Here is a 14455-nt window from a genome sequence, read left to right on the forward strand (position 1 = left end):
CGCGGAGAAGGTGACGGAGGGGGCCGCGGCCGCCGAGAACGGGGACGGCGGCGAGAGCGCCGAGGGCGGCATCCCCAAGCAGCAGTCGGTGGACGAGGCCGCCGAGCGCGAGGCGACCGACCACGCGCGCCGCTGAGCGTCCGCACGGCATCCCGCGCGCCTGTGGAGCGCTCCGGAGGGGTCATTCCCCCCGGGAGGCCCGACAGGCGCGCGGCCGATCCGTAGTAAGCCAGCAGTAGGCACTCCGCGTGGAGTGCCGTCTTCCCGGTTTCCGGCGAGGAGGGACCCCGTGGGTTTCATCGACAACATCAGGGCGCGACTGTCCCCGGCGAAGGACAAGGTGGCCGATCTCGCCCAGCAGCACGGCGACCGGATCGGCGACGGTCTCGACAAGGCCGCCAAGGCCGTGGACGAGCGCACCAAGGGCAAGTACTCCGACCGCATCCAGTCGGGCACGGACAAGGCCAAGGACGCCGTCGGCCGCGTGGGCAAGAAGGACGGCGAGGAAAGCGGCGGGGGCGGGGGCGGCGCCGGAGGCGGCGAGGGCCGGAGCGGAGGCGGAGGACCGCAGCGACCGCCGGGGTCTTCGGGGGGCTGAGGGCGCGACGGAGGTTGTTGCGGTGGGCGCGGTGTCGGCTGCGGTGCGCGGGGCGGCGGATGGGGCGCGCGGCGGGGGGCGGAGCGTGGCGGACGTGGCGAGAGCCGGTGCGTGGCGGCGGGCGGTGGCTGGAGCGTGACCCGGGGGTGGGTGAGGGGCGTGGGGTGGCGGCTCGGCTGGAGCGGGGGTGAGCTGGCCGGTGTCGGCTGCGTGCGTGCCGGCCTCCGATGTCCGGCCCGTGGCGGTGAGGGGTGGCGTGGGGCGTGCGGGGTGGTGGCAGTTCGGCTGGAGCCGGGATGCCCCGGGTCGTGTCGGCTCCGCACTCACGGGCTGCCGGTATCCGGCGCCTGACGAGACCGGGAAGCCTGGAAGCGGAAGGCGACGCCAGCCGACCAGATCGCGGTGCACGCTCGGGCCCCTGGGACCGGGCCCGTAAGCGAATTCCGCCTCCGGCCCGGCATCTCGGCGCAAGCCCTTGCCTCGCGCCCGGTTCCACACATCAGTCACTGACCCGGCTCAGGGCACCGCCCCTCCCCCGCCCGGCCTGTGGCCCGCCGATGGTGTGGTTCCGCCGTACGGGCCGATCTCCCGGCTCTCGTACGCCCCACGGTCAGGGGCGAGCGAGGCTCCGCAGGGTGTACGGGGTCGGTCCCCGTCGTACGGGAACGGGAGTGCCGCCCCTTCGGACGCGGCTCACGACCACGCGGCCACGAAGTAGCCGACCCCGTACGGGGCCTCGTCAAGCAGCAGGCTCCCGCTCAGGCCCCTGCCGCGCGCGGCGCCCGCGAGCACCTGCCAAGGGGCCCGGCCCGCGCAGCCGAGCGCCCGCGCGGTGACGGGGTCGAGTCCGGCGAGCGCCTCCGTGTCCGCGGTGGCGAGCGCCTTCGCGACCACGGCATCCCAGGGGGCGGCCCGCTCGTCCAGATAGCCGGGGGCCTTGACCGTACGAGTCGTGCTCCCGTCCCCGAGAACCAGCACCGCGAGGCGTTCGTCGGGGTCCCCCAGGGACGCCCCCAGGGCGAGGCACTCCTCGGCCCCGTTCTCCTCACCGACCGCGAGGCCGGAGACCGGTGCCGCCGCCCAAGCGACGTTCTCCAGCAGCCAGGCACCGACCGCGAGAGAGGCGGGCAGGGACTGCCTCTCATCCGCCGTTGGCGCCGAGACCGACCGTTCTGCCCGCCCAAGGCGTACGTCTACAGGCACCCCGAACCCGTGGAAGCCGCCCCGCGTGCCTTCACCGTGCCGGGCCGACCCCTCGCCGGCCACCGGCCCGACGACCAGCAGCCGGTCCGGCCGCGCGGCCGCGAGCACGGAAAGCGCGTCGCCGCACGCGGCCCGCAAGGCGTCCAGTTCCCTCGCGGCACCCGCCGCGATCCGGGGAACCAGCATCGGAGGACAGGGGCAGACAGCGGCGGCGACAAGCATGATCGGCAGCGTAACCCGTGAGGACGGGGAGACGGGCGCGGTGGCCCGGCCCGGCCAGAGAGGCGTGCGGGCGCGGCCAGAGAGGCGTGCGGGCGCGGGCGCGGGAACGGGGAACCCAAGCGCGCACCGGGGGCGGGAGGGGGCCTGCGGCACGTGACCGGTCCAAGGGGCGGGACCCGCGCCGGGCGGCCCAAGGAGGCGGCAGCGGGCGCTCGCACATGCCGCGAGCCCTAGTACTCCAGCAGCGGTTCGTGTCCTGAGCTGGTCTTTGTCGTTCTCCTGGTATGAGGGAGCTGGGTGAAGTAGCTGTATGGTCCGCGGAGTTGGAGGCTGTGTTCGCTCGGGTCGCGGGTCGGTTTGCTCGGGCGGATCTGCGGTGGCGGATGCGGGATTACGTTCGGGGTCTGCTGGCTCGTGTGGCGCGTAAGAACGGCTGGCAGCTCGCGGAGTGGGCGGGGCACCGTAGTCCTGACGGGTTCCAGCGGCTGCTGAACTCCAGCGTCTGGGATGCGGACGCGGTGCGGGACGATGTCCGCGAGTATGTGGCCGAGGTGCTCGGTGATGACGGGGTCCTGATCATCGATGACACCGGTTTCATCAAGAAGGGGATCACGTCGGCGGGTGTGGGCAGGCAGTACACCGGCACCTCGGGCAAGATCGACAATTGTCAGGTCGGGGTCTTCGCCGCCTACGCCACGTCTCGCGGACGTGCCCTGGTCGACCGGGAGCTGTATCTCCCGAAGGCGTGGACAGGGGATCGGGAACGCTGCCGGGCGGCGAAGGTTCCCGACGAGCGGGAGTTCGCGACCAAGGGTGAACTCGCGAGGGCGATGGTTACCCGGACGCTGGCCGCCGGTCTGCCGGCGCGGTGGGTGACGGCGGACGAGGCCTATGGGCAGGACTGGAAGTTCCGCCGCCTGCTGGAGGAACTCGATGTCGGTTACGTCGTCGCTGTTCCGAAGTCTCAGCAGGTCAAGAGCTTGACGGGGTTCTGGCGGATCGACGAGCTCATCGCCCAGGCGCCCCAGGATGCCTGGCAGCGGCTGTCCTGCGGCAACGGGGCCAAGGGCCCCAGGGTCTACGACTGGGCGAGCGCGAGACTGCCGTCGATCGCCCTCTTCGACGGCGACGAGTCAGCCCACCACCGATGGGTGCTGGCCCGGCGCAGCGTGGCACGGCCCGAGGAGACCGCCTACTACTTCGCCTACGCGCCCACGAGCACCACTGTCGCCGACCTGGTGCGGGCGGCCGGCACACGCTGGGCGATCGAGGAATGCTTCCAGGCGGCGAAGAACGAGTGCGGCCTGGACGAGTACGAGGTCCGCCGCTACGTCGGCTGGTACCGGCACATCACCCTGGCCATGCTCGCCCACGCCGTCCTGACCTCACTCGCAGCCCAAGCCGCCGACGAGCCCGAAAAAGGGGGCTTTGGAAACGAACCTCTCTCGCCCCGCTCACCGTGGCAGAAATCAGACGCCTCCTGGACACTCTCCTTCCCCGCCCCCGACCCCACCCCGACCCAGTCACCCACGCACTGAAGTGGTCAGCCTGGAGAAGACACCACCAAGCCACCGCCCGCCGCTGCCACTACCAAAAACGCAGCTCAGGACACGAACCGCTGCTGGAGTACTAGGGGCGCAGTGGAGCCGCAAGGTACGGGCGCGGGATGCAGCACGTCCCACCCGCTGCCCGTGCCCGGGTGCACGGGCTCCGATAGAACGAGCGTCCCGAAGCAGGAGTGAGCGCGACGCTCCACTTCGCCAGACCGGGACGGGCGTAACGGCTTCCCGTCCGTCGAACCCGGCGAGAAGCTCAGCCGTCACCGCCCCGGCCGTTCCTCTCGTCCCGGCTCGCTCCTTACGGGACGGCCAGTCGGCCGCCCGCATGTGCCCCCCACGGGGCCCCGTGCGATCAGTCGCAGCCGCAACCCTGTGTGACGGGGGCGGGCTGCGGGGCCGGGGCTCCGATCGTCGGGAGTCCCAGCATGACGCCGGCGGGCTTCGCGGTGTCGGCCGTCGTGCGCTTCTCCCAGGCGTCTCCCGCGCGGGTGCGCCGGACCCCGCGCGGGGTGCCCTCGGCGAGAAGGTGGTGGGGAGCCGCGTAGGTGATGTCCACGGTGACGACGTCGCCTGGTCGCACCGGCTCCTGCGGCTTGGTGAAGTGGACGAGCCGGTTGTCGGGGGCACGGCCGGAGAGGCGCTGGGTCGCGCCGTCCTTGCGGCCCTCGCCCTCGGCGACCATGACGTCGAGGGTGCGGCCGACCTGCTTCTTGTTCTCCTCCCAGGAGATCTCCTCCTGGAGCGCGACCAGCCGCTCGTAGCGCTTCTGGACGACCTCCTTGGGGATCTGGTCGTCCATCTCGGCGGCCGGGGTGCCGGGGCGCTTCGAGTACTGGAAGGTGAAGGCCGCGGCGAAGCGGGCCTCGCGCACGACGTGCAGCGTCTGCTCGAAGTCCTCCTCGGTCTCGCCGGGGAAGCCCACGATGATGTCGGTGCTGATCGCGGCATCGGGGATCGCGGCGCGCACCTTCTCGATGATGCCGAGGTAGCGGTCCTGGCGGTAGGAGCGGCGCATCGCCCGCAGCACGGTGTCCGAGCCGGACTGGAGCGGCATGTGCAGCTGCGGCATCACGTTGGGGGTCTCGGCCATGGCGGCGATGACGTCGTCGGTGAAGTCGCGCGGATGCGGGGAGGTGAAGCGGACGCGTTCCAGGCCCTCGACGCGTCCGCAGGCGCGCAGCAGCTTGCTGAACGCCTCGCGGTCGCCGATGTCGCTGCCGTAGGCGTTGACGTTCTGGCCGAGCAGCGTGATCTCGCTGACTCCCTCGGCGACGAGGGCCTCGACCTCGGCCAGGATGTCGCCCGGCCTGCGGTCCTTCTCCTTGCCGCGCAGCGCGGGGACGATGCAGAAGGTGCACGTGTTGTTGCAGCCGACGGAGACGGAGACCCAGGCGGCGTAGGCGGACTCGCGGCGAGTGGGCAGCGTGGACGGGAACGCCTCCAGCGACTCGGCGATCTCGACCTGTGCCTCCTCCTGGACGCGGGCGCGTTCGAGCAGTACGGGAAGCTTGCCGATGTTGTGGGTGCCGAAGACGACGTCGACCCAGGGGGCGCGGTCGACGATGGTCTGCCGGTCCTTCTGCGCCAGGCAGCCGCCGACGGCGATCTGCATCCCGGGGCGCTCGGTCTTCTTCGGGGCGAGGCGGCCGAGGTTGCCGTAGAGGCGGTTGTCGGCGTTCTCGCGCACCGCGCAGGTGTTGAAGACGACGACGTCCGCGTCGCTGTCTCCCGCGCTCTCGGGGGCGCGCACGTATCCGGCACCCTCCAGGAGGCCGGCGAGCCGCTCCGAGTCGTGCACGTTCATCTGACATCCGTAGGTGCGGATCTCGTATGTCCTGGCCTGTGTCCCGGCCTGCTGAACGTCCACCACGGGGCTCCGGTCGCTGCTGCTCATGCGGACAAGGGTAGGCGAGCGGAAAGGGACGGCCGACCGCCGGTGGGCCTCGCGGCACGGACCACCCTGAGGGCGGTCGAGGGCGGACCCCGAACGGACGGGCCCGGAGAATCCCTTGCGATCGCTGGGGTGTCGCCTCGCGGTGCGTTCGCGACCCCTGAGCCGCTCGCGGCCGATCCCTGAGACGGACGCGACATCCGTTCCGGGTTGATTCAGGAATGTCCCGGAGTGCGCGCTCGGGGTTCTCCCCGAGAGGGAATCGGGGAGAACCCCCGAGAGATCCCTGATCTCTCCCGCCACCTCTGGCCTTCACCCTGTGTGACTGGCAGGATCGTCCCCATGACCACGTTCCTCTCCCGGTTCGGCCGGGGCACGGTGCTCGGCGGCGCGGCGGTGTGCGCCGTCGTGATCGGGCTGCTGCTGTGGTGGCTGCTGCCGCTCGGCAACGCGCAGCCGCGCGGGACGGTGGTGTTCAGCACCGGTGTGAACTCGGGCGTCTACGAGAAGTACGGGGAACTCCTCAAGAACGCGGTGGACCGGGATCTGCCGGGTGTCCGGATGACATTGCGCGCGAGCGAGGGCTCGCAGGAGAACGTGAAACGGGTGGCGACCGGGAAAGCGGACTTCACCATCGCGGCGGCGGACGCCGTCGAGAAGTACCGGGAGGACGACGGCGTCGGCGCCGGGAGTCTGCGCGGCTGTGCGCGACTCTACGACGACTACCTGCAACTCGTCGTCGCCGAGTCCTCCGGTATTTACAAGGTCGCCGACCTCGAGGGCAAGCGGGTCGCGGTGGGGCAGGTCGGGTCCGGAGTGCGGTTGATAGCGGACCGCCTTCTCACGCGGGCCGGTCTCGATCCCGAGCACGACCTGACCCCGGTGGGCATCGGCATCGACAAGATGAACGAGCAGTTGAAGCGCGGGAAGATCGACGCCTTCTTCTGGTCGGGCGGGCTGCCGACGGTCTCGGTGCGCAAGCTGTCGGAGACGTTCCCCGTACGGTTCGTGCCGCTCGGGGACCTCGTGGACGCCGTGCGGCACGCGGGCGGCGAGGGGCGTTTCTACCGCACGGCCGTGATGCCCCGCGACGCCTACCCGGCCGCGCACAACGACGGCACCGTGATGACACTCGCGGTGGCGAATCTGCTGGTCACCCGGGACTCCCTGGACCCGGACCTGACGGAGGGAGTCACGCGGACTGTCATCGCCAGCCGCGACGGCATAGGCCAGCAGGTGCACGCGGCGCAAAAGGTCGATCTGCGGACCGCCATCTACACGGACCCGCTGGAACTGCACGACGGCGCGCAGGAGTACTACCGGTCGGTGAAGCCGTGACCTCGCGAGGCGCGAGCGTCGCTGGGTGAGGGCGTCGCGAGACGAGGCCGTTACGGGGGCTCGGCTTCGCGAGGCCCGGCGCAGGGATCCGGTTCGGCGAGAGCTCGTCCCCGTGGAGTCCTGGTGGCGTGAGGCGGCGGCCTCGTGGAGCCGTGATCCTGTGCGCATGGTCCGCAACTCCACGCAGCCCAGCAGCCCCGTGACAACCGGCCAGGCCATGCGCACGTAACGCCATCCGGACTGGTACCGGCAGGGGCAGTGGCCTCATGACGGCACTCCGGCCGGCGGGAGACCACACCGTGGTCCGGTGGACCGCACGGTGGTCCCCTGACGGCGGTCGCGCCCGCACGGGGGGGGCACCCGACGGTCTCACCGCCGCGAGAGCGTGCGGGCGAAGTGGGGTCACGGACGCGGCAGTGAGTGTGCGCCGCACTCCCCCACCACGCCCACCGCCCCACGTCCTCCGAGCTTCACCGTCGTCCGCGTCCCGTCGCGTTTCACCCACCCCGCTCGCCCGCGCTGCCCTCTCACCTCGCTCGCCCGCGCACCCCGCCCATCCGAGCGCCCCCTCGCCCCCCGTCAACGACTCGTGGTCGCCGGGCGGTTGCGGGGGATGACGAGGCCGGCGCTGAGGCCGTGGGGGCTGTGGTGACGGTATTCGAGGGCGCCGCCGCCGGCTTCGAGGAGGGCGCGGGTGATGGAGAGACCGAGGCCGGAGCCGTGGACGTTCTGGTGACGGTTGCTGCGCCAGAACCGGTCGCCGATACGGCCGAGTTCCTCGTCGGTCAGCCCGGGTCCCTCGTCGGTGACGGTGATGACGACCTCGCCGGGTCTGGCTTCCACGGTGAGTTCCACGGCGGCGCCCGCCGGGGTGAATTTCAGGGCGTTGTCGAGCACGGCGTCGAGGGCGCTGGAGAGCGCGATGGGGTCGGCCCAGCCGGTGACGGCGGGGCAGGTGCCGGTGAGCCGGACGTTTTTCTCCTCGGCGAGGGGCCGCCAGGAGGAGAGGCGTTCCTGAGCGAGGGCGCCGATGTCGGTGAGGGTGAGGTCGGCCTCGGAGTGCTCGGCGAGGGCGAGGCCGAGGAGGTCGTCGAGGACGCGGGCCAGGCGTTGGCCCTCGGCACGGACGGAGGCGGCTTCTTCGTTGTCCTCGGGGAGTTCGAGGGCGAGGAGTTCGATACGGAGCAGGAGTGCGGAGAGGGGGTTGCGGAGTTGGTGCGAGGCATCGGCGACGAAGGCGCGTTGTTGTTCGAGGACGCTTTCGACGTTGTCCGCCATCTCGTTGAAGGAGGTGGCGAGGCGGCGGAGTTCGGGCGGTCCGCCGGTGGGGGCGACGCGGGACTTGAGCCGGCCGGTGGCGATGTCGTGGGTCGTGGCGTCCAGGACGCGGACGGGGCGGAGCACCCACCCCGTCAGGCGCAGGGCCGCGGCGACGGCGAGGAGCATGGCGGCGCCCTCGCCCGCGACGACGAGAAGCCACTTCTGGAGGGTCCGGGACCGCAGGGCACCGGTGGGGGAATCGGTGACGACGACGGCGATGACGTCCCCGTCCCGTATGACCGGCGAGGCCACGACGAGGCGCCGGTCGGTCTGCCAGGGCCACACCTGCTCCGGGTCCGGGCTGCGGCGGCCGTTGAGGGCCTCGTCGTAGGCGGAGCGCGCTTCTCCGCCCGCGTCCTGGAACGGCTCGGCGCGGCTGTGGACGGAGCCGGCGGGCTCCGGAAGGAGGGTGGCGCTCCGTTCCTCGGAGACGGTGGTGCCGGGAAGGAGGGGCGGGTCGGCCTCGGGGGCGGGCAGGTGCCAGCTGTGCGGGGCGGTCGCGAAGGGGTCGCCGAGGCGGTCGAAGACGCCGACGCGGATGCCATAGAGGCGCTGGTAGCGGCCGAGTTCGGTGTCGAGGGTGGCGCTGCGCTCGGTGTCCTCCACGGTCGCGCCCGTGCCGTCGCCGTCGGTGTTGACGAACTGGGCGAGCGAGGCGAACCGGGCGGAGTCGTCGATGCGGTCGACGATCACCTTCTGCTGCTCCCCCGCCGCCATGCTGATGGCGAGCGGGAAGCCGAGGGCGAGGAGGACCCCGGCGAGCAGGATGATGAGCAGGGGGAGGAGCCGAGTGCGCACCGGGACCCGCTAGGCGCCGGGGACGACGAGCTTGTACCCCACACCGCGCACGGTCTCGATGAGGGCCGGTACACCGATCTTGGCGCGGAGCGAGGCGATGTGCACTTCCAGGGTGCGGCCCGTTCCCTCCCAGCTGGTGCGCCAGACCTCGCTGATGATCTGTTCGCGACGGTAGACGACGCCGGGGCGCAGGGCGAGGAGGGCGAGGAGGTCGAACTCCTTGCGGGTGAGCTGGACGGGCTCGCCGTTCACGCTCACCTCACGGGTCTCCGGGGTGAGGCGTACCGGGCCGAGGGCGGTCGTCCCGGGCTCGCTCGGGCCGGTGTGGGTACGGCGGGCGACGGCGTGGATACGGGCGAGGAGTTCCCTCGTGTCGTACGGCTTGACGACGTAGTCGTCGGCGCCCAGGTTGAGTCCGTGGATGCGGGAGCGGACGTCCGCGCGCGCGGTGACCATGATGACGGGTACGGCGGAGCGCGTACGTATCTTCCCGCAGACCTCGTAACCGTCCTGGTCGGGCAGTCCGAGGTCGAGGAGGACGACGGCGTACGGCTCCTCCTCTTCCTCGCCGGGGAGCAGTGCGCGCAGGGCGTCCTCGCCGTTGCGGGCGTGCGTGACCCGCAGGCCGTGGCGGGCGAGCACGGCGGAAAGCGCGGCGGCGACGTGGTTGTCGTCCTCCACGAGCAGCAGTCTCACCGTCCGTCACCTCCGTCGGCTGGCGTGGCCCGGACCCGAGCGGGTCCGGGTGTGCTGGTACGCACGCGGGCGGCGCCCCGGACGGTTCCCGCGGGCATGGGAGCGCGCGGGCTGCGGGGGCGGGAGCGCGCGGGGCGCTTTGGCATGTACTCCGATCCGCCCACCATGCGTCAAGGGGGTTCGGGGCTCGGGCGCGTTCCGTTATCCAGCCGGTACGGGGAGGGGGTGCGACAGCCACGCGACGTGCGCGAACGGTCCCGTATCGTGATGCTCAATTTCCGCTCAGAAGTGCTGACGGTGCTCGCGTCCGCTCACTAGGGTCCACCCAACCGAGGAGGACGGAGTTGTGAGCCGATGACCGCAGTATCGGTGTCGAAGGACGCCGCGCCCACGAGCGAGGACCTGGTGGTCCTGAGCAAGGTGAACAAGCACTTCGGCGCACTCCATGTGCTGCAGGACATCGATCTGACGATCGGGCGCGGCGAGGTCGTCGTGGTGATCGGTCCCTCGGGGTCCGGCAAGTCCACGCTGTGTCGCACCATCAACCGCCTGGAGACGATCGACGACGGTGCCATCAGCATCGACGGTCAGCCGCTGCCGCAGGAGGGCAAGGATCTGGCCCGGCTGCGCGCGGACGTGGGCATGGTCTTCCAGTCGTTCAACCTGTTCGCCCACAAGACCGTGCTCCAGAACGTGATGCTCGGCCAGGTGAAGGTGCGCAAGGCCGAGAAGGGAGCGGCCGAGGAGAAGGCGCGGCGCCTTCTCGACCGGGTGGGCGTCGGTTCGCAGGCCGACAAGTACCCCGCGCAGCTCTCCGGCGGCCAGCAGCAGCGCGTCGCGATCGCCCGGGCACTGGCGATGGACCCGAAGGTCATGCTCTTCGACGAGCCGACCTCCGCGCTCGACCCGGAGATGATCAACGAGGTCCTGGAGGTCATGCAGCAGCTGGCCCAGGAAGGCATGACGATGGTGGTCGTCACGCACGAGATGGGCTTCGCCCGCTCCGCGGCGAATCGTGTGGTCTTCATGGCCGACGGGCGCATCGTGGAGGAGGCGACGCCGGACAAGTTCTTCAGCGCCCCGCGCAGCGACCGCGCCAAGGACTTCCTGTCGAAAATCCTCCAGCACTGAACGCTCGCGGCCGCTGAGTGCTCCCGGCCGCCGGTCCCTTCCGGGTCACCGGACGTCCGGCCGGCGCTCCCCGGGGGCCTGCGGGCACGAGCCCGCCGGACGGTCGCGGCCCACCGGTCTCCAGCGACCCACCGGGCTCCAGCGGCCCGCCGGGGACCACCGGCCCCGGCGTCCGCACCCGGCGGAACCCCGCCGTACCGATCCCGCGCCACCCGCACCCCCGCCCCCACAGGCACCGGCGCGTCCGCGCCTCACCCGGCCCCCACCGGCGTGCGCCGCGCGGGCAGGAGGGCGTCCCCAGGCCCGTACCCACCACCGCCGTTCCACCGATTCCGACCCGCCGTCGATCACGATCGACCGTTATCGAAGGACTCACCATGAAGTTCCGTAAGGTTTCCGCCGCCGTCGCCGTGGTCCTCACCGTCGGCCTCGCCGCGAGCGCCTGTGGCAAGAACGACGACGACAAGGCCTCGGGCGGCTCCGGCGGTGGCAAGAAGATCACCATCGGGATCAAGTTCGACCAGCCGGGTCTCGGCCAGAAGCTGCCGAGCGGCAAGTTCGCCGGCTTCGACGTCGACGTCGCCACGTACGTAGCGAAGGCCCTCGGCTACAAGACGAACCAGATCGTGTGGAAGGAAGCGAAGAGCGCCGACCGCGAGACGATGCTGGAGCGCGGCGACGTGGACTTCATCGCCGCCTCGTACTCGATCACGGACGAGCGTGAGGCGAAGGTCGACTTCGCCGGTCCGTACCTCCTCGCCCACCAGGACGTCCTGGTCCGCGAGGACGAGAAAGAGATCAACGACCCGAAGGACCTGAACAGCAGGAAGCTGTGTTCGGTCACCGGTTCCACCTCCGCCCAGAACATCAAGAAGGACCTGGCCCCCAGGGCGGATCTCCAGGAGTACGGCGGCTACTCCGAGTGCCTCACCGGCCTGGAGAACAAGGCCGTCGACGCGCTGACCACGGACGACTCCATCCTCGCGGGCTACGCGGCGCAGAAGGAGTTCCAGGGCAAGTTCAAGCTCGCCGGCTTCAAGATGACGAACGAGAACTACGGCATCGGCGTCAAGAAGGGCAGCGACCTCAAGGACAAGATCAACGACGCCCTGAAGAAGATGGTCGACGACAAGTCCTGGGACAAGGCCGTCCAGGACAACTTCGGCCCGGCGAACTACAAGAACGAGCCCGCCCCGGCGATCGGCGATGTCAAGAAGTAGGCGACGGCGCTCAGCAGATGACAGCTCGCGTGCGCTTCCCCGGCCGCTCCCTTGCGGCGGCGGGCGGGGACCGCGCGGGACAGTAGTCGGGGTGCGGTCGGTGCGCGGACGGTGACGCCGCCCACCGGGCCCATCCCCCGCGTGGAAGCACGGGAGATCGTGTTCGACTTTCTTGATGGTTACGACCTGCTCGGGGCGTTCTGGGTGACGGTGAAGCTCACCGCGCTCTCCGCTGTGGGCTCCCTGATCTGGGGCACCGTGCTCGCCGCCATGCGGGTCGGCCCTGTCCCCCTGATGCGTGGCTTCGCCACCGGTTACATCAACATCGTGCGGAACATCCCGCTCACGGTGATCATCGTCTTCACGTCGCTCGGCCTGTCCCAGACGCTCAGCATCAACTTGGGCGCAAGCGACTTCAAAACGATCAACTTCCGCCTGGCGGTGCTCGGGCTCATCCTCTACACGTCCACTTTCGTGTGTGAGGCAGTCCGTTCGGGCATCAACACGGTTCCGATGGGTCAGGCGGAGGCCGCTCGCGCGCTCGGCCTGAATTTCCGTCAGGTCCTCACCCTGATCATCCTCCCGCAGGCGTTCCGTTCGGTCGTCAACCCCCTGGCGAACGTCCTCATCGCCCTCACCAAGAACACGACGATCGCCGCGGCGATCGGCGTGGGCGAGGCCGCGGTGCTGATGAAGGAGATGATCGAGAATGAGGCCGAACTCGTGCTGATCTCGCTGGTCTTCGCCTTCGGCTTCGTCGTGCTCACACTTCCCACGGGGCTCATCCTCGGCTGGGTCAGCAAGAAGGTGGCGATCAAGCGATGACCTCGGTGCTCTTCGACGCCCCCGGCCCCCGGGCCAAGGGACGCAACATCATCTACTCGGTGCTCTTCGTCGTCGTCGCCGCCCTCGTCGTGTGGTGGGTCGTCGTGAAACTGAACGACAAGAACCAGCTCGACTGGATCAAGTGGAAGCCCTTCTTCACGGACAGCCGGGCGTGGACCACGTACCTGCTGCCCGGTCTCGGGCAGACGCTCCTCGCCGCGGCCATCTCCGTGGTCATCGCGCTGCCGCTCGGCGCGATATTCGGGATCGCGCGCCTCTCGGACCATGCCTGGGTGCGGGTGCCCGCCGCGACTGTCGTCGAGTTCTTCCGCTCGATCCCGGTCCTGATCATGATGATCGTCGCCTACGAGGTGTACGCGCAGTACACCTCGGTCTCCACCGACGACCGGCCGCTCTACGCGGTGGTCACCGGCCTGGTGCTCTACAACGCCTCGGTGCTCGCCGAGATCGTCCGCGCCGGCATCCTCTCGCTCCCCAAGGGACAGACCGAGGCCGCGCAGGCGATCGGGCTGCGCAAGGGCCAGATCATGCGGTCCATCCTGCTGCCTCAGTCGGTCACCGCGATGCTGCCCGCGATCGTCAGCCAGCTCGTCGTCATCGTGAAGGACACTGCGATCGGCGGCTCGATACTCGGCTTCTCCGAGTTGATCAACGCCGTGCGCCCCCTATCGGCCGCCTACGGCGCCAACACGATCGCTTGCTTCACGATCGTCGCGCTGATCTACATCGTCGTGAACTTCTCCCTGACGAGCTTCGCCACGTGGCTGGAGAAGCGTCTGCGCGTGGGCAAGAAGTCCACCGGCACGGTCCTGAGCGCCGCCGCGGTGGACACCGAGGGCACCGGCGCGACCGGCGTACAGCCGGTGAAGGCGGACGCCTGACGGTCCGCCACCGACTCCCCGTTCACCGGGGTATCGCGGCTCGCACGCGGGGGGCTCAGGCCTCCTGCCACGGGTGCCCCGTCGGCGGCGGGGCACGCGAAGCGGACGCGCACAAGAGGGCGGGACGAGGGCCTTGGGGGGCTTTCGTCCCGCCTTTGCACGTGGGAACGGGCGACCCGACACTCCACGGGGCGCCGCGCCTCGCGACCGCGCCCTCGCACCTCGCGACCGCGCCCGCACACCTCGCGGCCCTGCCCGCCCCCGCACCTCGCGGCCCCGCGCCCGCGTCTCCTCGCGCGCCACGCTCCGGGCGCCACGGACGCGCGCCGGTGCCCCGTACGCGCTCCCCGCGCCCCTCGCCGCCGCGGCGGCGCGCCGGCACCGTGCCGCGCGGGGCCGCCACCCGGTCCGTGCCCCGCGCGCCCGGGGGTGCTTCGCTTGACGCGGGCAGCGGCAATAGGTTGCATACGGTCTGTGATCACCCACCGGTTTCCACTCGCACGCATCACCGAAGCCTCCTCCTTCCAGGACCGCGCCGGAGCGCTGCCGTGGAACCGGTGATCGTGGTGGGCGCCGGGCCCGTCGGTCTCGCGCTCGCGCTGGCCCTGACCCGGCACGACGTCCCGTGCGTCGTCCTCGACGAGGGTGCGTGGAAGGACGAGGAACGACTCGCGCGCACGGCGGTGCTGCGCGCGGACACCGCGAGCTGGCTCGAACGGCTGACCGGCGTCGCGCTCTCCGTTCCGACCGGT

12 protein-coding genes are annotated in these 14455 nt (G+C 70.8%); 8 read left to right on the forward strand and 4 right to left on the reverse strand.

Going from position 1 to position 14455, the window contains the following annotated elements; genetic code table 11:
• Positions 1-289: 289 nt before the first annotated feature.
• The gene (locus SSBG_RS05835) at positions 290-598 is read left to right on the forward strand and encodes an antitoxin (protein ID WP_008745282.1); all 309 of its coding nucleotides are present in this window, start codon (positions 290-292) and stop codon (positions 596-598) included.
• A 693-nt stretch (positions 599-1291) separates the two neighbouring features.
• Here SSBG_RS05835 and SSBG_RS05840 read toward each other — a convergent pair.
• Complete coding sequence (locus SSBG_RS05840; protein ID WP_008745283.1) at positions 1292-2023, reverse strand: class III extradiol dioxygenase subunit B-like domain-containing protein; 732 nt, start codon at positions 2021-2023, stop codon at positions 1292-1294.
• 284 nt (positions 2024-2307) lie between these two features.
• Between SSBG_RS05840 and SSBG_RS05845 the strand changes: the two genes are divergently transcribed.
• Positions 2308-3561 (forward strand): IS701 family transposase, encoded by a 1254-nt coding sequence (locus SSBG_RS05845; protein ID WP_037869003.1) that lies wholly within the window; start codon positions 2308-2310, stop codon positions 3559-3561.
• Positions 3562-3934: 373 nt separating this feature from the next.
• Here the strand turns inward: SSBG_RS05845 and miaB are convergent, their stop codons facing one another.
• Entirely contained in the window at positions 3935-5476 is a 1542-nt protein-coding gene (gene miaB / locus SSBG_RS05850) for a tRNA (N6-isopentenyl adenosine(37)-C2)-methylthiotransferase MiaB (protein ID WP_008745284.1), read from the reverse strand.
• Positions 5477-5815: 339 nt separating this feature from the next.
• Here miaB and SSBG_RS05855 point away from each other — a divergent pair, with 339 nt between their 5' ends.
• Positions 5816-6811 (forward strand): TAXI family TRAP transporter solute-binding subunit, encoded by a 996-nt coding sequence (locus SSBG_RS05855; protein ID WP_008745285.1) that lies wholly within the window; start codon positions 5816-5818, stop codon positions 6809-6811.
• 579 nt (positions 6812-7390) lie between these two features.
• Here the strand turns inward: SSBG_RS05855 and SSBG_RS05860 are convergent.
• A complete protein-coding gene (locus SSBG_RS05860) occupies positions 7391-8929 on the reverse strand; it encodes a sensor histidine kinase (protein ID WP_037869046.1) in 1539 nt (512 codons plus the stop codon).
• A gap of 9 nt (positions 8930-8938) precedes the next feature.
• Entirely contained in the window at positions 8939-9625 is a 687-nt protein-coding gene (locus SSBG_RS05865) for a response regulator transcription factor (protein WP_008745287.1), read from the reverse strand.
• A gap of 354 nt (positions 9626-9979) precedes the next feature.
• Here SSBG_RS05865 and SSBG_RS05870 point away from each other — a divergent pair, with 354 nt between their 5' ends.
• From SSBG_RS05870 to SSBG_RS36040, 5 genes are all read left to right on the forward strand, one after another.
• Entirely contained in the window at positions 9980-10756 is a 777-nt protein-coding gene (locus SSBG_RS05870) for an amino acid ABC transporter ATP-binding protein (RefSeq protein WP_008745289.1), read from the forward strand.
• Between the two features lie 377 nt (positions 10757-11133).
• Complete coding sequence (locus SSBG_RS05875; protein ID WP_008745290.1) at positions 11134-11976, forward strand: glutamate ABC transporter substrate-binding protein; 843 nt, start codon at positions 11134-11136, stop codon at positions 11974-11976.
• A 159-nt stretch (positions 11977-12135) separates the two neighbouring features.
• Positions 12136-12801: an amino acid ABC transporter permease gene (locus SSBG_RS05880; protein ID WP_037871157.1), complete on the forward strand. Its 666-nt coding sequence runs from the start codon at positions 12136-12138 to the stop codon at positions 12799-12801.
• The gene (locus SSBG_RS05885; RefSeq protein ID WP_008745292.1) at positions 12798-13703 is read left to right on the forward strand and encodes an amino acid ABC transporter permease; all 906 of its coding nucleotides are present in this window, start codon (positions 12798-12800) and stop codon (positions 13701-13703) included. The genes SSBG_RS05880 and SSBG_RS05885 overlap by 4 nt, the downstream gene beginning before the upstream one ends.
• 548 nt (positions 13704-14251) lie before the next feature.
• Positions 14252-14455, forward strand: a 204-nt coding sequence (locus SSBG_RS36040; protein ID WP_037869047.1) for an FAD-dependent monooxygenase, incomplete at its 3' end; no start/stop codon positions are given.

Source organism: Streptomyces sp. SPB074, from assembly GCF_000154905.1.
In the GTDB taxonomy this organism is placed as follows: domain Bacteria; phylum Actinomycetota; class Actinomycetes; order Streptomycetales; family Streptomycetaceae; genus Streptomyces.